This window comes from Yersinia sp. 2540 StPb PI (genome assembly GCF_052217165.1).
In the GTDB taxonomy this organism is placed as follows: Bacteria; Pseudomonadota; Gammaproteobacteria; order Enterobacterales; family Enterobacteriaceae; genus Yersinia; species Yersinia enterocolitica_E.
Window position 1 is genome coordinate 1,038,431 of the sequence record NZ_JAZGQC010000001.1, and the last position, 21,385, is coordinate 1,059,815.

The following is a 21,385-nucleotide window of genomic DNA, read 5'->3' on the forward strand; positions in this document are numbered from 1 at the left end:
TTAACTGTATTTACCCAAATTACTTGGCTTCTTCATCCGGGAATTTGGCAATAAAACCTTCCGCATCTTCCACCATGGATTTGGTACCGACAAAGAAAGGTGCGCGCTGATGCAGTTTCTCTGGCACGATATCCAAAATGCGGTTCACCCCATCCGTCGCCTTACCACCGGCTTGTTCTGCCAAGAAGGCCATAGGGTTGCATTCGTACAGTAAACGCAGTTTCCCTTGTGGGTGGCTAGCGGTGCTTGGGTAAATATAAATACCGCCTTTCAATAAGTTACGATGGAAGTCGGCAACCAGTGAACCAATGTAGCGTGAGGTATACGGGCGCTGGGTGGCTTCATCTTGTTCCTGGCAGTACTTGATGTATTTCTTCACACCCAATGGGAATTTAATGTAGTTCCCTTCGTTGATGGAATACATGCAACCGGTTGCGGGATAACGCACTTTTTCGCCGGATAAACAGAAAACGCCCAGCGACGGATCATAAGTGAAAGTATGGACACCGTAACCTGTGGTATAGACCAGCATGGTTGAAGAACCGTAGACGACATAACCTGCGGCAACTTGTTTAGTGCCAGGTTGCAGGAAGTCAGCTTCGGTAATCGGAGTACCAAATGGGGTAATGCGGCGATAGATGGAGAAAATAGTACCGACGGATACATTCACATCGATATTTGAAGAACCATCCAGCGGATCCATCAGAACGACATATTTGGCATTTTCTGCCCGGCCACCATCAAAGATAACAATATCATCTTCTTCTTCGGAGGCGATACCGGCAACTTCGCCACGCGCTTTTAGGGCCGCTTTTAATTTTTCATTGGCAAACAAGTCCAGTTTCATCTGGTCTTCGCCCTGAATATTGGAAACACCGCTGGCACCTAAAATATCAACCAGACCTGCTTTGTTGATATCGCGATGAATAATCTTCGCGCCGAGTTTGATTGCTGAAAGTAATGCAGTTAATTCGCCGGTGGCGTGAGAGAAGTCTAGCTGTTTCTCAACGATGAATTCGCCTAACGTTTTCATGACTCAATCCCTGGATCTACGGTTAAATATCGATTTATTAACAAACAACACACCTGATGGCAGCAGTGTAGCCCAAAGGTGAGAATGATTCATAGGCAATTCCATTTCTTCTCTTTGATTCTGAGCGGTAGAATGGTTACAAACTCGAAGCTTATTAATACGGAAAATTTATGCGCATTCACATATTAGGTATCTGCGGCACTTTTATGGGCGGCCTGGCAATGCTGGCCCGCTCATTAGGTCATGAAGTGACAGGAGCGGATGCTAACGTGTATCCACCAATGAGCACGTTGCTGGAGAATCAAGGGATCGATTTAATTCAGGGATATGACCCAGCTCAACTGAGTCCCACCCCGGATTTAGTGATCATTGGTAATGCCATGAGCCGTGGTAACCCTTGTGTTGAAGCAGTATTAGAGCAAGGCATCCCTTATGTTTCCGGCCCACAATGGTTACATGACCATGTATTGCCAGAGCGCTGGGTATTAGCGGTGGCGGGTACACACGGAAAAACCACCACTGCGGGTATGGTGACCTGGATTCTGGAAGCCTGTGGTTATGAACCGGGATTCGTCATTGGCGGAGTGCCGGGTAATTTTGATGTATCAGCACGTTTAGGTAATAGCCCATTCTTTGTCATTGAAGCTGATGAATATGATTGCGCCTTCTTTGATAAGCGCTCTAAGTTTGTTCACTACAGCCCAAGAACGCTGGTTATGAATAACCTTGAGTTCGATCATGCGGATATTTTTGACGATCTGAAAGCTATCCAGAAGCAATTCCATCATCTGGTACGTTTAGTGCCAGGGAAAGGCAAAATCATCGTGCCGGATAATGATAATCACCTGAAGCAAGTGATGGCGATGGGCTGCTGGAGTGAGCAAGAGTTGGTCGGCGAAACTGGCAGTTGGTCGGCGCGCAAAGTATCAACCGATGCCAGTGTTTATGAAGTGTTTCTTGATAATAAATTAGTGGGTGAGGTCAGCTGGTCACTGGTGGGTGAACACAATATGCATAACGGTTTGATGGCGATCGCTGCCGCCCGTCATGTGGGGGTTTTACCCGCCGATGCTTGCAAGGCACTGGGTGATTTTATTAATGCTCGTCGCCGGCTGGAATTGCGGGGTGAAGCTCATGGTGTCACGGTTTATGATGATTTTGCTCACCATCCAACCGCTATTCTTGCCACTCTGGCGGCACTGCGCAGTAAAGTGGGTGGGACTGCGCGTATTTTGGCTGTTTTAGAGCCACGTTCTAACACCATGAAATTAGGGCTATGTAAAAATGAGTTAGCACCTTCATTAGGCCGTGCGGATGAAGTGTTCCTGTTCCAGCCGCAGCATATCCCTTGGCAGGTAGTGGAAGTGGCCGAAGCTTGTATTCAGCCTGCACATTGGAGTGCTGATATTGATGCGTTAGTCGATATGATCGTGAAAACAGCACAACCGGGTGATCACATTCTAGTGATGAGTAACGGTGGTTTTGGTGGGATTCATAACAAATTGCTGAGCGCTTTGGATAAAAAAGCGGAGCAAGAAGCTCTATCGCAGGATTAAGTCGGATAAAAAAAGCCCCCGCGATAGCGGGGGTAAAGGGTTCGTCGGATAGACGAGGGATTATTCGGATGTGGGCTGACTTCAGCCAATACCTTGTTGCAATCAATACTCTATTCAATAAGCTAAAAATTAGTATTTATCTTTATTTTCAGTCTATTGAATAAATCATCAAGATACGAAAGTATGCCCCTCTGAGCGGGGCATTTACTTTCACTGCTGGCGCTTAATCTTATTTGTAAATCTTAGCTGTGGCGTGCCAACCATTGTCTTGATGCATACCAATGATTTTGTATGCCGTAGCGCCTTCACTATCAGCTTTTTTCGCGATGGCCTGCTCAATATCAGAAGGAGCACCGGTAATCGCGCTCACACTGACTGCGCCTAAATCAGTCATTTTGCTTGCTTGGGCGGCATTGATTGATTCCGCAGCAGATGCGCCGAAAGCAACAACAGAAAGTAAACTCAGGGCTGCCAGAGTAGTTTTGATTTTCATGATTTTTCCTTAATCAGATTCAACAATCCAAAAGTACTTTTAATGATTCTGGTACTTTTAGTTTATTGTTTTTACTGTTTATTTAATTTTTTTCAATTTGGGCTTCACGCCATTTTTGATCTATCTATCGCGAATTACTGGTAAATCTTGGCAGTGGCATGCCAGTTATTTTCTTCTCGCACTTCGATCACTTTGTAAGCTTTAGCGCCCATAGCATCAGCTTTATCAGACAGCGCCTGACGAATATCGGATGGTGCGCCGTTAAGGCCACTGACGGTAATGGTGCCCATTGGTTGTAATTTTGCAGCCTGATTCTCATTGATAGAATCTGCTGCAAAAACACCAAATGACAGTACAGAGAGAATGCTGGCGGTTGCGATGGTAGTTTTAATATTCATGTTATTGCCTCTATTTATTCTTTATCACTTTGCATGAAGTGTGATTTACGTCACGAAAATGAGTATACATCTAGTAACTGAGAATATTAATAGCAAGCTAATAATATTTAAGGTCACTTTATCGTTAGTGACTACTTTTTAAGAACTAAAAGGAATAAAAAGTGATTAAAAAACAGCACGCTCAAGTAAAAACTTAATGTTTTCAATTGAATAAGCGTTTTTGACTAAAAGTGCGTTAGTCAGTGGTAGGTTTGACTGTAAGGGAGAGATAAGCAGAATTATTTTGTGGCTTAGACCGAAATCAGTAGTTATATGCCCTGGTTAAAGGCTATGAAGGTATGATTAATCGGATAACGGTGACAGGGATACAGTGCGGCGCAGAAGGCCGCATCTATATACATCAGACATAAAGATGTGGAATTAAAGCTCTTGTTCGAATAGCCCAAGAATGGCTTCATGCAGTTGTTTAACCGTAAAACCTCTGGCAGGCGTTGTGAAAATGGTATCGTCACCAGCAATACTGCCTAAGATCCCTTCAGCCTTACCTAATGAATCCAGCAGGCGGGCGATCAGCTGTGCCGCACCAGGGCTGGTATTAATCACAACGACTGAATCATTATAATCGACATCCAAGACCAGATTTTTTAGTGGGCTACTGGTTGTTGGCACCCCCAATTCTGCGGGTAAGCAGTAAACCATCTCCATTTTGGCATTACGCGTTCTAACCGCACCGAATTTGGTTAGCATACGTGAAACTTTGGATTGGTTGATATTTTCGAAGCCTTCTTCCTGCAAGGCCAAAACGATCTCACCTTGAGAACTGAATTTCTCTTCTTTCAATAACGCTTTAAACGCTTTGATAAGATCTTCTTGTTTTGCGGGATTACGCATTTTCTATGCCTTAATCAGTCAATAGTGAATAGGATTATTATGCATATAAATGAATTTTTATTCAACATGACTATGGAGTATTGGTGATAAAAGCACTGATATCAAGGTGTGGTGAAATTTTCACATCATCTTACTGTTACGATTATGCTAAATCAGTTTTTATCAACATTCGGCGTGAGTAACTAAAATGTTATTAAAATGATGTTGTTCTGATGTAACGGAAGGGTGTAATGTAACCGCCGATTAACCTGTCATGAATACTTCAGTAAATTTTAGAATAATGTGCGCTATATCATTAATGAATAAGCGATTTACTCTAAAATGCATACGTCTTATGCGCCTTTTTGATGCGTGATATCTCAATCTGACTGTTAATAGATTGTGTTTAAAATCACAATAAATTAAGGTGCCTAAATAGATGAATTCACGGCAAATTTAAATTAAATATAAAAAGGAGTATAGGATGAAAGTTGCAGTTCTCGGTGCCGCTGGTGGTATCGGCCAGGCCCTCGCTCTTCTACTCAAGACCCAGCTTCCTTCAGGTTCAGACCTCTCATTATATGATATCGCGCCAGTGACTCCCGGTGTTGCGGTTGATCTGAGCCATATCCCGACCGCTGTTAATATTAAAGGCTTCAGCGGCGAAGATGCTACCCCAGCCCTTAAAGGGGCCGATATTGTTCTGATTTCTGCGGGTGTTGCACGTAAACCGGGCATGGATCGTTCAGATCTGTTCAATGTTAATGCTGGCATCGTCCGTAATCTGGTTGAGCAAATCGCGCGTACTTGCCCGAAAGCATTAATCGGTATCATTACCAACCCAGTTAACACGACAGTAGCGATCGCCGCAGAAGTACTGAAAAAAGCCGGTGTTTACGACAAGAATAAATTATTTGGCATTACGACACTGGATACCATTCGCTCTAATACCTTTGTTGCTGAACTGAAAGGTAAGCAACCTCAAGATATCGAAGTGCCGGTTATCGGTGGCCACTCTGGTGTTACCATTTTGCCATTGTTGTCACAAATTCCAGGCATTAGCTTTACCGAGCAAGAAGTGGCTGACCTGACTAAACGTATCCAGAATGCGGGTACTGAAGTTGTTGAAGCAAAAGCCGGTGGCGGGTCAGCGACTCTATCGATGGGGCAGGCTGCGGCACGTTTTGGTCTTTCTCTGGTTCGTGCTCTGCAAGGCGAAAGCAATGTTGTTGAATGTTCTTACGTTGAAGGCGACGGTAAATATGCCCGTTTCTTTGCTCAGCCAATCCTGTTAGGTAAAGAGGGTGTTGCTGAACGTAAAGACATTGGCAAACTGAGTGCGTTTGAACAGCAAGCGCTAGAAAGCATGCTTGATGTATTGCACAAAGATATTGAGTTGGGCGAGCAGTTCGTCAATAACAAGTAGTAGCAGGGGCTTAAAGCTGCCCCTGAGATAATATTATCAACCGCCGAAGCTATGCATCGGCGGTTTTTTTATGCCCGAAGAATAGCCGGCCGTATCCTCACTTTTCGGTCAAGAAGAACCCCTGTTTTCGGATCAAAATAGCGTGTTGGCCAAATTTCGGAAGGATGAATCTCTAAACATTCGGCAATCAACCATTCCCCTTTTGGCCAAGGGCGAGTTAACGCATTGGCAAGAGTGGAGGAACTTAACCCTGCCTCACGAGAGAGGGCGGCTAAAGTTGTGCCTTTTTTACGTAGTGCGGCAATGATGTCTGCTGGGTGCCAATCAGATTTCCTTAAAATCATCTTTAATCCTTTTTTTTTCTAAGCAGCTGACGTGTTAGTGATATAAATAACAGTACATTGTTAATCGTACTGTGAACAGAAAGTGACCATTTAGAAAGATCATACCATTTATTTTCTAAAAGATTTTAAATGTTTTCTAAATATTCCTTTTTTGTGTCGCAACGCATATTAGGAAGCAACACCATGAAAAAAGAGTGGTTTGCCGCTAAGGAACTGGCAGGTCTTGAGGGATTACCCTCATCACCACAAGGCATTAACCTCATGGCGAAACGTGAGGGGTGGGAACAGCGCCGTCGTCGTGGCGTTCAAGGGAAGGCGGTGGAGTATCATGTTGAAAGTTTACCTTCCACCATACTGAATTCATTACATTTAAGAGAAGAGCCGGCACAGTATACGCCAGTACGGCAAGACCCATTAGCCCTATGGATAGAGGCTTACTATCGTTTTACGGAGGCTGAACGGGAGCAGGTTATTACCTTTATTTTTCGTGAAGGAGCTAAAAGCCTGATCGAGCAATTGAGAATCGATTAAGTCCGCCAGATGTGCACTTTGTGCCAGGAACTTGCTACAGCAGCTCATTGATAGAGAATGGATATGAAAAAACAATGGATTACCGCTGCTGAGCTTATTGGTATTGGCGGGTTGCCTAAAACGCCTGCAGGGGTTAATGGTCGAGCCAGAAAGGAAGGTTGGGAACGCAGACGTAAACTTGGGGTGCAGGGAAAGGCGGTAGAGTACGCTATCGAGGGGTTACCATCTGATGTACTGAGTGTTTTACGCTTGAAAGAAACCCCCGCGGAATATGTTGTGCAGCGCAATGACCCATTGGCTATATGGATTGAAGCTTACAATCAACTCACTGATGCTGAGCGCTCGCGAGCTATTGCATTTTTGCTGCGGGAAGGGGTAGGAACACTGATGAAACGTTTGGATTAATAGCAAAAAAGATAAACCCGGGCGGCAAAGCGCGGGTTTCTTAATGGTTTCTCAAAAATCGCGTTGTACGGCAATGTGCGCTAAACCCTCAAGAGCCAGACGGTATTCACTTTCAGGGAGAATCTGTAACGCAGCAATAGCTTTGTCAGCCTCTTCCTCTGCACGCCGACGGGTATAGTCAAGTGAGCCACACTGCTGCATTGCAGCCAATACGGGTTCGAGTAAATGGCGGCCATTGCCTTGTTCAATTGCTTGCCGAATCATGGCTGCTTGTTCCACTGTGCCATTACGCATGGCATGCAGTAGGGGCAATGTAGGTTTACCTTCATTGAGGTCGTCACCGGTATTCTTACCCAAAGTGGTGCCATCAGAGCTGTAATCGAGCAGGTCATCAATGAGCTGGAATGCAGTACCCAGATAACGGCCATAATTCTGTAACGCTAACTCCTGCGTTTCAGTGGCATCCGCCAGCACGGCCGCAGACTGTGAGGCTGCCTCAAACAAGCGAGCCGTTTTGCTGTAAATAACCTGCATATAGTTTTCTTCAGTGATGTCTGGGTTATTACAGTTCATTAACTGTAAGACTTCACCTTCAGCAATAACGTTTGTGGCTTCTGACATCAAAGTAAGAACGCGCAGTGATTCGAGGTCGGTCATCATCTGGAATGAGCGCGTATAGATATAGTCGCCCACCAATACACTGGCGGCATTACCAAATGCCGCATTAGCCGTCGCTTTACCACGGCGCATATCAGATTCATCGACCACATCATCATGCAGCAAGGTCGCTGTGTGGATAAATTCAATCAATGCCGCGACAGTGATATGCTTACTGCCTTGGTAGTGCAACGCACGGGCCACCAAAACGGCGATCATAGGGCGAATTCGTTTCCCGCCACCACTGATAATGTAATGGCCCAATTGATTGATGAGAACAACATCAGAGTTCAACTGGTCGAGAATTGTTGTGTTTACTGCCGCCATATCCGGCGCGGTTAACTCGATAATCTTTTCTAGGTTCATTGTTATATTCAGCTGTTTTTCTCTTTAACTGCGATGAGATTACCGCCCACATTATTACATGACGTTCCCTGAGACTATGATTGTACTTGAAAAATCCATCAAATAAACATGATGTAAGAAACTGTGCTTTTTTTCTTCGCTTGGGCTGATTATATACTTGTCATTCACTACATTTTTGCGTAGAATTCGCGCCCTATTGTGAATATTTATAGTGCGCTCTGGACTACAAAAGTGGAGTGCACGGAAAGCGGAGTTTTATATGTACGCGGTTTTCCAAAGTGGTGGTAAACAACACCGAGTAAGCGAAGGTCAAACCATTCGCCTGGAAAAGCTGGACATCGCAACTGGTGAAACTGTTGAGTTTGACCAAGTTCTGATGATTGCTAACGGTGAAGAAATCAATATCGGCGCTCCTTTAGTCGATGGTGGCAAGATCAAGGCTGAAGTAATTGCTCACGGTCGTGGCGAGAAGATTAAGATTGTTAAATTCCGTCGTCGTAAGCATTACCGTAAGCAGCAAGGTCATCGTCAGTGGTTCACTGATGTTAAAATCACCGGTATCAGCGCTTAAGATTTAGGAGAGCGGATAAATGGCACATAAAAAGGCTGGTGGCTCGACTCGTAACGGTCGTGACTCCGAAAGTAAACGTCTTGGCGTAAAACGTTTTGGCGGCGAAGCAGTTCTGGCAGGCAGCATCATCGTTCGTCAACGTGGAACTAAGTTCCATGCAGGCACCAACGTAGGTTGCGGTAAAGACCATACTCTGTTTGCTTTGGCTGACGGTAAAGTCAAGTTCGAAGTTAAAGGCCCGAAAAACCGTAAATTTATCAGCATCGAAGCTGTATAAGTTTTTCGCGTCCTGTAAATAGATGTAAGCCCTGCAATTTCGTTGCGGGGCTTTTTACATTTCAGGGTTAACCCCCTTCGGTAAAAAATGGATACGAAGCAGCAGGCTGGTTTAGGTATTTTTTTGGCACTAACCACTGCCGTATTCTGGGGTGCCTTGCCGATCGCAATGAAGCAAGTGCTTGAGGTGATGGAGCCTTTTACCATTGTTTGGTATCGCTTCACGATGGCGGCTATCGGCTTGGGGATTATTCTGGCTTCGCGTCGTCAGCTACCCTCGCTTACACTTTTTCGCCAACGTCGCTGGCTGGTATTACTGATAGTTGCGACGTGTGGCCTGCTGGGGAATTTCATCTTCTTCAGTTCATCATTACAATATCTAAGTCCGACGGCATCCCAGGTTATCGGGCAATTATCACCAGTCGGTATGATGGTTGCCAGTGTGTTGATTTTAAAAGAGCGGATGCGCATTACCCAGGTTATTGGTGCGGGTATGCTGATTTGCGGCTTGTTGTTATTTTTTAATACCAGTCTGCATGAAATCTTTACCCGTTTGACTGATTATACGCTTGGCGTGGCATTGGGTGTCTGTGCAGCGGTTGTTTGGGTCAGCTATGGTGTCGCCCAGAAGGTGCTATTAAGGCGTATGGCATCGCAACAAATCCTATTATTGTTGTACACTTTATGTGCAATTGCATTATTCCCAATGGCGAAACCAGCCGTTATTTTTCAGCTAAATGGGTGGCAGTTTGCCTGTTTACTATTTTGTGGGGTTAATACCCTGGTGGGTTACGGTGCTTTGGCTGAGGCCATGGCGCGCTGGCAGGCAGCTCAGGTAAGCGCACTTGTCACATTGACGCCGTTGTTTACCTTGTTTTTTTCAATTCTATTGGCGCTGGCCTGGCCAGAAATGTTTGCTGCACCGTCCCTCAATCTTGTGGGATACGCAGGCGCATTCGTGGTAGTGGCCGGCGCAATGTTTTCCGCAATTGGACATCGTTGGTGGCCACGTCGGACAGAAATAAACCTGGTTGCTCCGCAAAAGCAGCGGCCCGGTGAATGATTTACGGAGAAAGTAAATGAAGTTTGTTGATGAAGCTACGATTTTGGTTGTAGCCGGTGACGGTGGTAACGGTTGTGTCAGCTTCCGCCGCGAAAAATATATCCCTAATGGTGGTCCTGACGGTGGTGATGGTGGTGATGGCGGCGATATTTACCTGCTGGCCGATGAAAACCTTAACACGCTGATTGATTACCGTTTTGTGAAGTCTTTCCGTGCTGAACGTGGGCAGAATGGCCAGAGCCGTGACTGTACCGGCAAACGTGGTAAAGATATCACCATTAAAGTCCCGGTTGGTACCCGCGTACTGGATCAGGGTACGGGTGAGATTGTGGGTGATATGACCCGCCATGGTCAGGTTCTGATGGTCGCGAAAGGGGGGTTCCATGGGTTAGGGAACACTCGATTCAAATCATCGGTAAACCGTGCGCCACGCCAGAAAACCATGGGTACTGAAGGCGAAACACGTGAATTGATGCTTGAGTTGTTGCTGCTGGCTGATGTGGGGATGTTAGGTTTGCCAAACGCGGGTAAATCCACCTTTATTCGTGCGGTTTCTGCGGCTAAACCAAAAGTAGCTGATTATCCATTTACGACATTGATCCCAAGTCTGGGTGTGGTACGAATGGATCATGAGCAGAGCTTTGTGGTTGCCGATATTCCCGGTTTGATCGAAGGCGCATCAGACGGTGCTGGTCTGGGTATTCGCTTCCTGAAGCATCTGGAACGTTGTCGTGTACTGTTGCACTTGGTTGATCTGGCTCCGATCGATGAATCAGATCCGATTGAGAATGCCAAAGTCATCGTTAATGAGTTACAGCAATACAGCGAAAATCTTGCAGAGAAGCCACGCTGGCTTGTTTTCAATAAGATTGACCTGATAGGTACAGAAGAAGCTGAGGTCCGCGCTAAGGCCATTGTAGAAGCGCTGGGATGGGAAGATAAGTACTACATGATTTCCGCAGCAAATCGCGACAATGTAAACGCGCTGTGCTGGGATGTCATGAAATTCCTTAACACCCAACCTAAAGCTATGGCCATTGCAGAAAGTGCGCCAGAAAAAGTTGAATTCATGTGGGATGATTATCACCGTGAACAACTGGCTGAAGTGGAAGCGGCAGCGGTAGAAGAAGATGATGACGATTGGGATGAGGAAGATGATGACGGCGTAGAGTTTATCTACGAACGTTAAATTTCCGGTTGTTGTGAGTCATAACGTTGTTATGAGTATAAATGAGGGCTGCCACTTCACCTGTGGCGGCCCTTTTATTTGAACACCTAATGGGCGACACTAGCTAAATGGAGGTAATGCCGTGCCATGGGTGACGGCAGGTATCCAGCATTGCGCCTGCAGTCCTGAACGGTCTGGGCGGTTCTCCAGTGTTAACCTGCCTTGGTGCAGTTGAACAATACGGATCACGATATTTAGCCCTAACCCACTGCCGCCATAGCGTTGATCCATACGACGAAACGCTTGAGTCAGTTCACCCGCCTGTTCTGGTTTTATTCCCGGCCCTTCATCCATCACTTGCAGAATGGCACCCAAGTTTTCAGTAACGAGTTTGACTGAAATCTGGCTACCAACCGGGCTATAACGATGGGCATTTTCAACCAGATTTCGCAACATCAGGCGCAGTAGCGTGGCGTCACCTTCTGTCTTGGCATAAGGCGGAAATTCCCACTGGATAGTTTGTTGCCGAAGATCACACATTTCCTGTAATTCATCTTGCAGTGGCTGCACCACATTTTCAGTCCAATCAAGAGATTGATATAGGCCACTAGCAAAATTTTGGCCTGCTCTGGAGAGTGTCAGTAACTGTTCAATAGTATGCATCAATAAGTCGATGCGACTAATCAATGAGTTACTTTCAGTGATCCCTTGTTGTTCCATCAACTCAAGGTGCAGACGAATCCCGGCCAGAGGTGTGCGTAACTCATGTGCGGCATCGGCAGTGAACAGGCGTTCTTGCGCAATAGTATTAGAGAGCCGGAATAACAACTGGTTAAGTGTCGATGTTACAGAGACGATTTCTTGCATATCGCTCTTAACAATCACTGGGGTGAGATTATCGGCTGAACGTTCAGCCAGCTTTTTTTGCAATTGATCCAGTGGACGAATAATCCAACTGATCGCCCAGAAAGAGAGCAAAAGGGTGATGGCCATCATGATGAGCGACGGCGCAAGCAGTGATGCAATGGCTTCCGCTATTTCCGTATCAACCCGCTCATTACGCGCTTGTGCGCTAAGGGTTTCATCAACCAGGAAGCTGATTTGCTCCTGACTTTCATGCCATAACCAAAAGGCACTGATCAACTGGGTAACCAATAATATTAACGCCAGCATTAAAATCAGACGGCGTCGCATACTGATCATGATTGTGCCTCCAGACGATAGCCAATACCCCTTACGGTACGAATACGATCTTTGCCTAATTTGCGGCGAAGATTATGGATATGCACTTCTAGCGTATTGGAGCCGAGATCATCATTCCAGGTATACAGATCCTGCTGTAATAACTCACGGTTAACGGTTTGACCGGCCCGCATAATTAAGCGCGAGAGGATCGCAAACTCCTTGGGCGTGACTTCCAGCGGCTGATCCTGCAAACAGACTTGCTGTGTTGATAAGTTAAGGCTCAGGTCATCTTGTTGCACCAAATTGTCACTTTGCCCCTGATAACGACGAATCAATGCGCGAACGCGTGCCAGTAACTCGGCTAACGCGAAAGGTTTGATAAGGTAATCGTCAGCACCGGCATCCAGCCCGTCAACCCGATCTTCCAGTGCATCACGGGCGGTGAGGATAAGTACCGGTAAGGTGACATGCTGGCGCCGCCATTGACGCAACAACACGGCACCATCTTGATCCGGCAGGCCGAGATCGAGGATTACCATGCTGTACTGACTGGTGTGTAATAAACTGTGCGCTTCGGCTGCGGTACCGGCACAGTCACAGGCATAGCCCTGATTGGTCAGGGCCATAGCTATCCCGCGTTGCAGCAGTTCATCATCTTCAACAATCAGTAGTTTCATAATTTTTAATTATTCTGATAGATGTCTTTATACAGGCGGCTTTCGAAGCGAACCAAAGGTGCCCGACGATTTTTTTGATCTTCAGGTGGTACGGCGTAACCCGACAAGAATTGGACAAATGCCATGCGTTGCCCACTGGCGGTAGTAATAAATCCGGCCAGATTGTATACGCCTTGTAGTGCACCGGTTTTGGCCGAAACTTTGCCATCAACACCCGCTTCATGCAGGCCACCACGATAACGTAATGTACCGTCATAGCCCGATAATGGCAGCATTGAGATAAAATTAAGTTCTTGATCATGTTGAGCTATATATTGCAAAGCTTGCATCATGGTTGCCGGTGAAATGAGATTATGACGTGACAAACCCGATCCATCCACGACAATACTGTTCCCCAGATCCACACCGGCCTTCTGGCGCAGAACCTGACGCACCGCATCGGCACCGGCGCGCCATGTGCCCGGTACACCAAATCGCTGATGACCAATGGTCCTGAATACGGTATCGGCAATCATGTTGTCAGACTTTTTCAACATGATTTTCAGTAAGTCATGTAACGGTGCTGACTGCGCTTGCGCTAGCACGGTGCCAGCGGCATTGGGGGTCGTCTGCCGGCGTAGGCTGCCGTCAATCTGAATATCCGCTTTTTTCAGTTCATCTTTCAAGATGGCACCGGCATAGCTGGCACCATTTTGTACTGCAAAGGCCAGAGGCAGCGGTTCACTGCGTTGTGTCAGGCATCCGGTAAGCGTGAATCGGTTTAATTCGCCTGGAACGACATCTAACTCGCAATATTGCGCATCTGGTGAACCTTTAGCTAAAGTACGTACTTCACTGAACATTTGCACCGGATAATAGGATGCAACTCGGATAAATGCCATGTCACCCGGATTAGGTGCGCTGTATAGTGAGACTGAAAAACAGTTACGATCGACAATGGCCGCCGCAGGTGGGGCACTAAAACATTGTGTCATATCGTTCCACGGCCAACCGGGTGCTTTGTCGTGGCTGGCAAAAACCGACGTATCAATGATCAAATCACCTGCAACTTGTTTTACACCGGCTTTTCTTAGCGTAGCCACCATATTACGCAACTGCTGGCGTGTTAAAGTGGGGTCACCATCAAAACGTGCAACTAAATTGCCGCGCAACACACCATCGGTGATCGGACCGTGACTTTCTAGTGTGGTATTGAAGCGAAAATCAGGTCCAAGCTGTAGCAAAGCGGCCAATGCGGTCAGGACTTTTTGCGTACTGGCGGGTAAGGCCATCTGCTGAGCGTGATAGTCTATTGCTGGGGTCGTAGCCCCGATTTTTTGTACTACTAACGCAAGATTTGCCCCATCAGGCAGATACTGTGTGTAATTTTCGACCTGAGCCGCATTGGCGTTAGATATGCTGATATTGATCGCAATAGCACAGGCCAATCCACTGACAATTCGTGAAAAATGCATAATTTCGGTATAACTGCTGAATAACGTGTTGCCATACTACGGTGCAACGAGGGCGAAAGTAAACGATGACCCTAAAGGAACTCTACGTTAAAATGCATATCAAAATGCAGAATTGATCCTGACTTGGGGTTTTGGCTCCGGGGTGATTTTTTTTGTTTATCGCCTGGAGGCGGGTAGGCTATCAAACTAGCCGCATTTTCATTCGAAAACGTTAGGATGACGGTTTTTTGAACAGGATAGATTTAGAGGTATTTAAAAGATGAAACAGATTCCGATGACGGTAAATGGCGCAGAGAAACTGCGTGAAGAGCTGGATTTTTTAAAAGGCGTTCGTCGCCCTAAAATTATTGCTGATATCGCCACTGCCCGCGAACACGGTGACTTGAAAGAAAATGCGGAATATCATGCAGCCCGCGAGCAACAAGGGTTCTGTGAAGGCCGGATTCAAGAAATAGAAGCAAAACTCTCTAATGCGCAGGTGATTGATATCACCAGAATGCCTAATAATGGCCGCGTTATTTTTGGTGCCACGGTTCGTGTATTAAATGTGGATAGCGAAGAAGAGCAGCAATACCGGATTGTGGGTGATGATGAAGCGGATTTTAAACAAAATCTTATTTCGGTTAACTCACCTATCGCTCGTGGCCTGATTGGTAAGGAAGTCGATGACGTCGTTGTTATTCGAACTCCAGGCGGCGAAGTAGAATATGAAATTCTTAGCGTGGATTATGTGTAATACTTGTCCATCTGAGCAGCTATTACGCGTTATTTCTCAAAAATGAAGTTGTAAAGAAAAGTAAAAGGCCGCTTGCGGCCTTTTATCAGAACAAAGTGCATGGCACCTTTTCTCTAAAACAAGCGTCATTAACGCGGTAAAATAATTTTCCGCTCTTTCGCTGGGCGATAGAGCACTAAAATATTACCGATGATTTGGACGTTAACGGCACCGGTCTCACGCACGATGGCATCAGCAATTAGGGCTTTGGTTTCACGCTCTTCAGCAGTGATCTTCACCTTAATAAGTTCATGATGTTCCAGCGTTTGTTCGATTTCAGCCAGCACCCCTTCGGTTAACCCGTTATTGCCCAGCATGACTACTGGCTTTAATGGATGGGCCAGGCTTTTCAGGTGCTGTTTTTGTTTGTTATTCAGATTCATCGTCTTTTTTGCTTAAGTTGGGATTGAAAACGGTTCATTCTACCGCCATCTCATGTGTATCACCAAATCGGTCTACGTCGATGGGGAGTTTACGCGAGCTAAGCAACAGATGCGCGGGCTCTTAATTAAGATAGTTGGAAAAAGAGATGTCTAATAAAAAGCGTTCGGCTAGCTCTAGTCGCTGGTTACAAGAACACTTTAGCGATAAATATGTAATTCAGGCACAGAAAAAGGGGCTACGCTCCCGCGCCTGGTTTAAACTTGATGAAATACAACAGAACGATAAACTTTTTAAACCCGGTATGACAGTAGTCGATTTAGGCGCTGCACCCGGCGGTTGGTCCCAATATGCAGTAACCCAAATAGGCGGTAAAGGGCGGGTCATCGCATGTGATCTTCTACCAATGGATCCTATCGTTGGTGTCGATTTCCTTCAGGGCGATTTTCGTGATGAACTCGTCCTGAAAGCTTTACTTGAGCGTGTTGGGGATAAAAAAGTTCAGGTGGTCATGTGTGATATGGCCCCGAATATGAGTGGTACTCCGGCAGTCGATATACCTAAATCAATGTATCTGGTTGAATTAGCTTTAGATATGTGTCGTGATGTACTTGCGCCAGGCGGAAGTTTCCTGGTGAAGGTGTTTCAGGGAGATGGCTTTGATGAATACCTACGGGAAATTCGCTCCCTGTTTACGAAAGTTAAGATTCGTAAGCCAGACGCTTCTCGTGCGCGATCGCGTGAAGTGTACATTGTAGCGACAGGGCGGAAACTGTAGTACCCTAACGCTGTTTGTTAACACAGTTGTAATATGAGGTTAATCCCTTGAGTGACATGGCGAAAAACCTAATTCTCTGGTTAGTTATTGCAGTCGTACTGATGTCTGTATTCCAGAGCTTTGGACCCAGCGAATCGAATGGCCGTAAAGTGGATTACTCTACTTTCATGTCCGACGTAACCCAAGAACAGGTTCGTGAAGCGCGTATTAATGGGCGTGAAATTAACGTCAGTAAGAAAGATAACAGCAAATATACGACTTTCATTCCGGTCAACGATCCAAAGCTGTTAGATACCTTATTGACTAAAAATGTGAAAGTTGTTGGTGAGCCACCGGAAGAGCCGAGCTTGCTGGCCTCTATCTTTATTTCCTGGTTCCCAATGTTGTTGTTGATTGGGGTCTGGATCTTCTTTATGCGTCAAATGCAAGGTGGCGGCGGCAAAGGGGCGATGTCCTTTGGCAAGAGCAAAGCCCGCATGCTGACAGAAGATCAAATAAAAACCTCTTTTGCTGATGTGGCCGGTTGCGACGAAGCAAAAGAAGAAGTCAGTGAATTGGTTGACTATCTGCGTGAGCCAAGCCGCTTCCAGAAACTGGGCGGTAAGATTCCGAAAGGCGTATTGATGGTTGGTCCTCCAGGGACAGGTAAAACCTTGCTGGCGAAAGCCATTGCAGGTGAAGCTAAAGTGCCATTCTTCACTATTTCTGGTTCTGACTTCGTAGAAATGTTCGTTGGTGTGGGTGCATCCCGTGTCCGTGACATGTTTGAGCAGGCTAAAAAAGCCGCACCTTGTATCATCTTTATCGATGAAATCGATGCGGTAGGCCGTCAACGTGGCGCTGGTTTGGGTGGTGGTCATGATGAACGTGAACAGACACTGAACCAAATGCTGGTTGAAATGGATGGCTTTGAAGGCAATGAAGGCATCATCGTCATCGCAGCAACTAACCGTCCAGACGTTCTTGACCCGGCGTTACTGCGTCCAGGTCGTTTTGACCGTCAGGTTGTGGTTGGCTTACCTGATGTCCGTGGTCGTGAACAGATTCTGAAAGTTCATATGCGCCGCGTGCCATTAGATACCGATATCGATGCTTCAGTTATCGCACGTGGTACACCAGGCTTCTCTGGTGCTGACCTGGCTAACCTGGTCAACGAAGCCGCGTTGTTTGCTGCTCGTGGTAATAAGCGTGTTGTTTCGATGGCTGAGTTTGAGAAAGCGAAAGATAAAATTATGATGGGTGCGGAACGTCGCTCCATGGTAATGACAGAAGCACAAAAAGAATCAACGGCTTATCATGAAGCAGGCCATGCGATCATCGGTCGTCTGGTACCTGAACATGACCCAGTACATAAAGTGACCATTATTCCACGTGGTCGTGCGTTGGGTGTAACATTCTTCCTGCCGGAAGGTGATGCTATCAGCGCTAGCCGTCAGAAACTGGAAAGCCAGATCTCTACCTTATACGGTGGTCGTCTTGCTGAAGAGATAATTTACGGGCCGGAAAAAGTCTCTACCGGTGCATCGAATGATATCAAAGTTGCCACGTCTATCGCGCGTAACATGGTGACGCAGTGGGGCTTCTCCGAAAAACTGGGGCCGTTGCTGTATGCTGAAGAAGAAGGCGAGGTATTCCTTGGCCGTTCTGTGGCAAAAGCCAAGCATATGTCTGATGAAACCGCGCGTATTATCGATCAGGAAGTTAAATTACTTGTCGAGCGTAACTATCAGCGTGCACGTACTTTGCTGATGGAAAATATGGATGTTCTGCATACCATGAAAGATGCTTTGATGAAGTATGAAACGATTGATGCACCGCAGATTGATGATTTGATGAATCGCAAAGAAGTTCGCCCGCCAGCGGGTTGGGATGATGCGACCAAGAATAAATCATCTGACAATGACAGCACACCAAAGGCACCAACGCCGGTTGATGAGCCAAATGTACCAACGCCAGGCAATTCAAATACCATGTCAGAACAGTTGGGCGATAAGTAAGTCAACTGTTGGCATCTAAAAGCGTTGTGATTAATATAAACCTCGGGCTTGCCCGGGGTTTTTCTTTTTCTGTCATATCCTGCTTACTTGGCGTTGCTGCGGTTCCCACTTGAATCACTGAACTTTGGTTTGTTCATCGGGGCTTGTTCGGTTTGCCTTGCTGCAACGCAATGACTTTGGGTATAAAATTAAAGTGAATTGCCACTTTTGAGGCGTAATTACATGCAGTTAACTGCCAGAGATCGGGTTCTGGATCTCTCTCTCCCACAAGTTATGGGTATCTTGAATGTCACCCCGGATTCGTTTTCGGATGGTGGACATCACAATAATATTGATAAAGCATTACAGCATGCCCAATTGATGTTATCAGCAGGTGCTACGCTGATTGATATTGGTGGCGAGTCCACCCGTCCTGGTGCTGCACAAGTGAGTGAGCAGGAGGAGCTTGATCGGGTAGTGCCAGTTGTCGAGGCATTAGCCAAGCGCTTTGATATTTGGTTATCTGTAGATACCTCTAAAGCGGCGGTTATCACTGAATCTGCTCAAGCTGGCGCCCATCTGATTAATGATATCCGCTCATTACAAGAGCCAGGTGCGCTTGACGCTGCGGCAAAAACCGGTCTGCCGGTGTGCCTGATGCATATGCAGGGGCAACCGCAAAGTATGCAGCAGTCACCGCATTACGATGATTTACTGGCTGATGTAAACCAGTTCTTTGAATACCATATCGCTCGCTGTGTTGCGGCCGGTATCGCAAAAAGTAAATTGTTACTCGACCCAGGCTTCGGTTTCGGTAAAGATTTGGCGCATAATTATCAGTTATTGGCGCGACTGGCTGAACTGCACCATTTTGGGTTGCCATTGTTAGTGGGAATGTCGCGAAAATCGATGGTGGGTCAGTTATTACATGTTCCGCCACAACAGCGGGTCATCGGGAGTGTCGCTTGTGCTGTCATTGCCGCTATGCAAGGCGCACAGATTGTCCGAGTGCATGATGTCAAAGAAACTGTCGAGGCGATGCGTATCGTCGAGGCAACACTTTCAGCGAAGGGATAAACAAAAATTATGAGTAACCGTAAATACTTTGGTACAGATGGCATTCGCGGCAAAGTGGGTGAGAGTCCGATTACGCCTGATTTTGTATTAAAGCTCGGCTGGGCTGCCGGTAAAGTTCTGGCTCGACATGGTTCTCGTAAAATTATCATCGGTAAAGATACGCGTATTTCCGGCTACATGCTGGAATCGGCGCTGGAAGCCGGCTTGGCTGCCGCTGGGCTATCGGCATCATTTACCGGCCCGATGCCGACCCCTGCTGTTGCTTATCTGACCCGAACTTTCCGCGCTGAAGCCGGTATTGTTATTTCAGCGTCCCATAACCCTTTCGAAGATAATGGCATTAAATTCTTCTCAATTGATGGCACCAAACTGCCTGATGATGTGGAGGAGGCCATTGAAGCAGAAATGGAAAAACCATTAACCTGCGTTGAATCTGCCGAATTGGGTAAAGCTAACCGTATCGTGGATGCGGCCGGGCGCTACATTGAGTTCTGTAAAGGCACATTCCCGAGCGAACTTAGCCTGAAAGAGTTAAAAATTGTGGTCGATTGCGCCAATGGTGCCACCTATCACATCGCCCCAAGTGTATTACGTGAACTCGGGGCAAATGTTATCACCATCGGCTGTGAACCTGATGGAATGAATATCAATGAAGAATGTGGTGCCACGGATGTTCGCTTGCTGCAAGCGCGTGTGCTGGCTGAAGAGGCACATGTTGGCCTGGCATTTGACGGTGATGGTGACCGCTTGATGATGGTTGATCATCTAGGCAACAAGGTTGATGGCGACCAGATTTTGTATATCATCGCGCGCGAAGGCTTGCGTCAGGGCCAACTGAAAGGCGGTGCGGTTGGTACGCTAATGAGTAATATGGGCCTAGAGCTTGCACTGAAACAGCTCGGCATTCCTTTTGTTCGTGCCAAAGTGGGCGACCGCTACGTGCTGGAAGCCATGCAAGAGAAAGGCTGGCGTATTGGTGCTGAAAACTCAGGCCACGTGATTTTGTTGGATAAAACTACCACCGGTGACGGCATTGTTGCTGGTCTGCAAGTGCTGACGGCGATGGTGCGTAACCATATGAGCCTACATGACCTGTGCAGTGGCATGAAATTGATGCCACAAATTCTGGTCAATGTGCGTTTCTCCGGCGATCATGACCCACTGGAATCAGAGAAAGTTAAAGAAGTTAACCACCAGGTTGAAAAAGAATTGGGCGAGCGTGGCCGCGTTCTGTTGCGTAAATCAGGTACCGAACCATTAATCCGCGTGATGGTTGAAGGTGATGCTGAAGAATCATTGATTGCTGAAATGGCAAACCGGATCGCAGATGCGGTGAAAGCGGCAGGTTAATGGTGTTTTTATGGGGGAGGGTGTGACTCTTTCCCCCATAAATTGCGCTGAAGTTGAATAACTTGACGTTTTTTTCTGCAAATGAACTCGTGTTGTGAAATTGCCCTTGCGTGTACTATGCGCTTTGGTTAGTATTCACACCCGCTTAAGTGGGTGAATAAGTCCCCGCTGATGGGTGAAAAGCATTTGGCATGCGGTGAATCCGCAAGGATACAGGTACAACTATGTACGAAGCTCTTCTGGTATTTTTCTTGCTGATTTCGATTGGGCTAGTTGCTCTGATCATGTTGCAGCAAGGTAAAGGCGCGGATATGGGAGCCTCATTCGGAGCAGGTGCGTCTGCAACTCTGTTCGGTTCGAATGGTTCCGGTAACTTTATGACTCGCATGACGGCTTTATTGGCGACGCTGTTCTTCGTCATTAGCTTGATTCTGGGCAATATGAGCACCAACCAGGGCCATACAGGCAGCGAGTGGGAAAACTTGGGTACGCCTGCAAAAACTGAGCAGACTACAGCTCCAGTAGCACCAGCTAAGCCAAGTAGCGATATCCCGCAGTAATGTTTTGCCAGCAGT

Annotated in this window: 24 protein-coding genes; 14 read left to right on the forward strand and 10 right to left on the reverse strand. The window is 46.6% G+C overall.

The annotated features are described in order from the left end of the window. Positions 1 to 19: 19 nt before the first annotated feature. Entirely contained in the window at positions 20 to 1,033 is a 1,014-nt protein-coding gene (fbp, locus tag V1956_RS04665) for a class 1 fructose-bisphosphatase (protein WP_004875434.1), read from the reverse strand. A 170-nt stretch (positions 1,034 to 1,203) separates the two neighbouring features. On the opposite strand from fbp, the gene mpl reads away from it, so the two are divergent. After that, positions 1,204 to 2,589: a UDP-N-acetylmuramate:L-alanyl-gamma-D-glutamyl-meso-diaminopimelate ligase gene (gene mpl / locus V1956_RS04670; RefSeq protein WP_372557837.1), complete on the forward strand. Its 1,386-nt coding sequence runs from the start codon at positions 1,204 to 1,206 to the stop codon at positions 2,587 to 2,589. Between the two features lie 229 nt (positions 2,590 to 2,818). Here the strand turns inward: mpl and V1956_RS04675 are convergent, their stop codons facing one another. The 3 genes from V1956_RS04675 to argR form a co-directional block, all read right to left on the reverse strand. Next, positions 2,819 to 3,082: a YdgH/BhsA/McbA-like domain containing protein gene (locus tag V1956_RS04675; RefSeq protein ID WP_083160931.1), complete on the reverse strand. Its 264-nt coding sequence runs from the start codon at positions 3,080 to 3,082 to the stop codon at positions 2,819 to 2,821. A 134-nt stretch (positions 3,083 to 3,216) separates the two neighbouring features. Beyond that, on the reverse strand, positions 3,217 to 3,480 hold the full coding sequence (yhcN, locus tag V1956_RS04680) for a peroxide/acid stress response protein YhcN (RefSeq protein ID WP_372557838.1): 264 nt from the start codon (positions 3,478 to 3,480) through the stop codon (positions 3,217 to 3,219). A gap of 420 nt (positions 3,481 to 3,900) precedes the next feature. Then, positions 3,901 to 4,371: a transcriptional regulator ArgR gene (gene argR, locus V1956_RS04685; RefSeq protein WP_004707043.1), complete on the reverse strand. Its 471-nt coding sequence runs from the start codon at positions 4,369 to 4,371 to the stop codon at positions 3,901 to 3,903. A 463-nt stretch (positions 4,372 to 4,834) separates the two neighbouring features. On the opposite strand from argR, the gene mdh reads away from it, so the two are divergent. Further along, positions 4,835 to 5,776, forward strand: a complete 942-nt coding sequence (mdh, locus tag V1956_RS04690) for a malate dehydrogenase (RefSeq protein ID WP_083160927.1) — start codon at positions 4,835 to 4,837, stop codon at positions 5,774 to 5,776. 68 nt (positions 5,777 to 5,844) lie between these two features. Here the strand turns inward: mdh and V1956_RS04695 are convergent, their stop codons facing one another. Beyond that, complete coding sequence (locus V1956_RS04695; RefSeq protein WP_083160925.1) at positions 5,845 to 6,120, reverse strand: helix-turn-helix domain-containing protein; 276 nt, start codon at positions 6,118 to 6,120, stop codon at positions 5,845 to 5,847. A gap of 183 nt (positions 6,121 to 6,303) precedes the next feature. Here V1956_RS04695 and V1956_RS04700 point away from each other — a divergent pair, with 183 nt between their 5' ends. Together V1956_RS04700 and V1956_RS04705 are read left to right on the forward strand one after the other, a co-directional pair. Continuing rightward, positions 6,304 to 6,651 (forward strand): DNA-binding protein, encoded by a 348-nt coding sequence (locus tag V1956_RS04700; RefSeq protein ID WP_372559808.1) that lies wholly within the window; start codon positions 6,304 to 6,306, stop codon positions 6,649 to 6,651. Between the two features lie 63 nt (positions 6,652 to 6,714). Further along, positions 6,715 to 7,056, forward strand: a complete 342-nt coding sequence (locus V1956_RS04705; protein WP_372557839.1) for a DNA-binding protein — start codon at positions 6,715 to 6,717, stop codon at positions 7,054 to 7,056. 51 nt (positions 7,057 to 7,107) lie between these two features. Here the strand turns inward: V1956_RS04705 and ispB are convergent, their stop codons facing one another. After that, the gene (gene ispB / locus V1956_RS04710) at positions 7,108 to 8,079 is read right to left on the reverse strand and encodes an octaprenyl diphosphate synthase (RefSeq protein WP_442824848.1); all 972 of its coding nucleotides are present in this window, start codon (positions 8,077 to 8,079) and stop codon (positions 7,108 to 7,110) included. Between the two features lie 259 nt (positions 8,080 to 8,338). On the opposite strand from ispB, the gene rplU reads away from it, so the two are divergent. From rplU to cgtA, 4 genes are all read left to right on the forward strand, one after another. Then, on the forward strand, positions 8,339 to 8,650 hold the full coding sequence (gene rplU / locus V1956_RS04715) for a 50S ribosomal protein L21 (protein ID WP_005186422.1): 312 nt from the start codon (positions 8,339 to 8,341) through the stop codon (positions 8,648 to 8,650). 19 nt (positions 8,651 to 8,669) lie between these two features. Next, positions 8,670 to 8,927 (forward strand): 50S ribosomal protein L27, encoded by a 258-nt coding sequence (gene rpmA / locus V1956_RS04720; protein ID WP_083160917.1) that lies wholly within the window; start codon positions 8,670 to 8,672, stop codon positions 8,925 to 8,927. An 87-nt stretch (positions 8,928 to 9,014) separates the two neighbouring features. Then, a complete protein-coding gene (locus V1956_RS04725; RefSeq protein ID WP_372557841.1) occupies positions 9,015 to 9,989 on the forward strand; it encodes a DMT family transporter in 975 nt (324 codons plus the stop codon). Positions 9,990 to 10,005: 16 nt separating this feature from the next. Further along, on the forward strand, positions 10,006 to 11,178 hold the full coding sequence (gene cgtA / locus V1956_RS04730; protein WP_083160913.1) for an Obg family GTPase CgtA: 1,173 nt from the start codon (positions 10,006 to 10,008) through the stop codon (positions 11,176 to 11,178). A 99-nt stretch (positions 11,179 to 11,277) separates the two neighbouring features. On the opposite strand, the gene pmrB is transcribed toward cgtA, so the two are convergent. From pmrB to dacB, 3 genes are read right to left on the reverse strand one after another with little or no spacing between them, the layout of a single operon-like run. After that, positions 11,278 to 12,360 (reverse strand): two-component system sensor histidine kinase PmrB, encoded by a 1,083-nt coding sequence (gene pmrB / locus V1956_RS04735; RefSeq protein ID WP_372557842.1) that lies wholly within the window; start codon positions 12,358 to 12,360, stop codon positions 11,278 to 11,280. Beyond that, positions 12,357 to 13,019, reverse strand: coding sequence for a two-component system response regulator PmrA (pmrA, locus tag V1956_RS04740; protein ID WP_005186436.1), 663 nt, complete (start codon positions 13,017 to 13,019; stop codon positions 12,357 to 12,359). Before pmrA ends, pmrB begins: the two co-directional genes overlap by 4 nt. Before the next feature lie 5 nt (positions 13,020 to 13,024). Beyond that, positions 13,025 to 14,473, reverse strand: a complete 1,449-nt coding sequence (gene dacB, locus V1956_RS04745) for a serine-type D-Ala-D-Ala carboxypeptidase (RefSeq protein WP_420070901.1) — start codon at positions 14,471 to 14,473, stop codon at positions 13,025 to 13,027. A gap of 259 nt (positions 14,474 to 14,732) precedes the next feature. Here dacB and greA point away from each other — a divergent pair, with 259 nt between their 5' ends. Next, on the forward strand, positions 14,733 to 15,209 hold the full coding sequence (greA, locus tag V1956_RS04750; protein WP_005186441.1) for a transcription elongation factor GreA: 477 nt from the start codon (positions 14,733 to 14,735) through the stop codon (positions 15,207 to 15,209). A gap of 128 nt (positions 15,210 to 15,337) precedes the next feature. On the opposite strand, the gene yhbY is transcribed toward greA, so the two are convergent. After that, positions 15,338 to 15,631 carry a ribosome assembly RNA-binding protein YhbY gene (gene yhbY / locus V1956_RS04755; protein ID WP_004389225.1) on the reverse strand — a complete coding sequence of 98 codons (294 nt, stop codon included), beginning with the start codon at positions 15,629 to 15,631 and terminating at the stop codon, positions 15,338 to 15,340. Between the two features lie 146 nt (positions 15,632 to 15,777). Between yhbY and rlmE the strand changes: the two genes are divergently transcribed. The 5 genes from rlmE (at position 15,778) to secG (ending at position 21,370) form a co-directional block, all read left to right on the forward strand. Further along, positions 15,778 to 16,407: a 23S rRNA (uridine(2552)-2'-O)-methyltransferase RlmE gene (rlmE, locus tag V1956_RS04760; protein WP_083160905.1), complete on the forward strand. Its 630-nt coding sequence runs from the start codon at positions 15,778 to 15,780 to the stop codon at positions 16,405 to 16,407. A 56-nt stretch (positions 16,408 to 16,463) separates the two neighbouring features. Then, positions 16,464 to 18,404 carry an ATP-dependent zinc metalloprotease FtsH gene (gene ftsH / locus V1956_RS04765; RefSeq protein WP_083160903.1) on the forward strand — a complete coding sequence of 647 codons (1,941 nt, stop codon included), beginning with the start codon at positions 16,464 to 16,466 and terminating at the stop codon, positions 18,402 to 18,404. 222 nt (positions 18,405 to 18,626) lie between these two features. Beyond that, positions 18,627 to 19,460, forward strand: a complete 834-nt coding sequence (gene folP / locus V1956_RS04770; protein ID WP_372557844.1) for a dihydropteroate synthase — start codon at positions 18,627 to 18,629, stop codon at positions 19,458 to 19,460. 9 nt (positions 19,461 to 19,469) lie between these two features. Next, positions 19,470 to 20,810 carry a phosphoglucosamine mutase gene (gene glmM / locus V1956_RS04775; RefSeq protein WP_420070902.1) on the forward strand — a complete coding sequence of 447 codons (1,341 nt, stop codon included), beginning with the start codon at positions 19,470 to 19,472 and terminating at the stop codon, positions 20,808 to 20,810. Between the two features lie 224 nt (positions 20,811 to 21,034). Continuing rightward, on the forward strand, positions 21,035 to 21,370 hold the full coding sequence (secG, locus tag V1956_RS04780) for a preprotein translocase subunit SecG (protein WP_005186467.1): 336 nt from the start codon (positions 21,035 to 21,037) through the stop codon (positions 21,368 to 21,370). Positions 21,371 to 21,385: the final 15 nt, after the last annotated feature.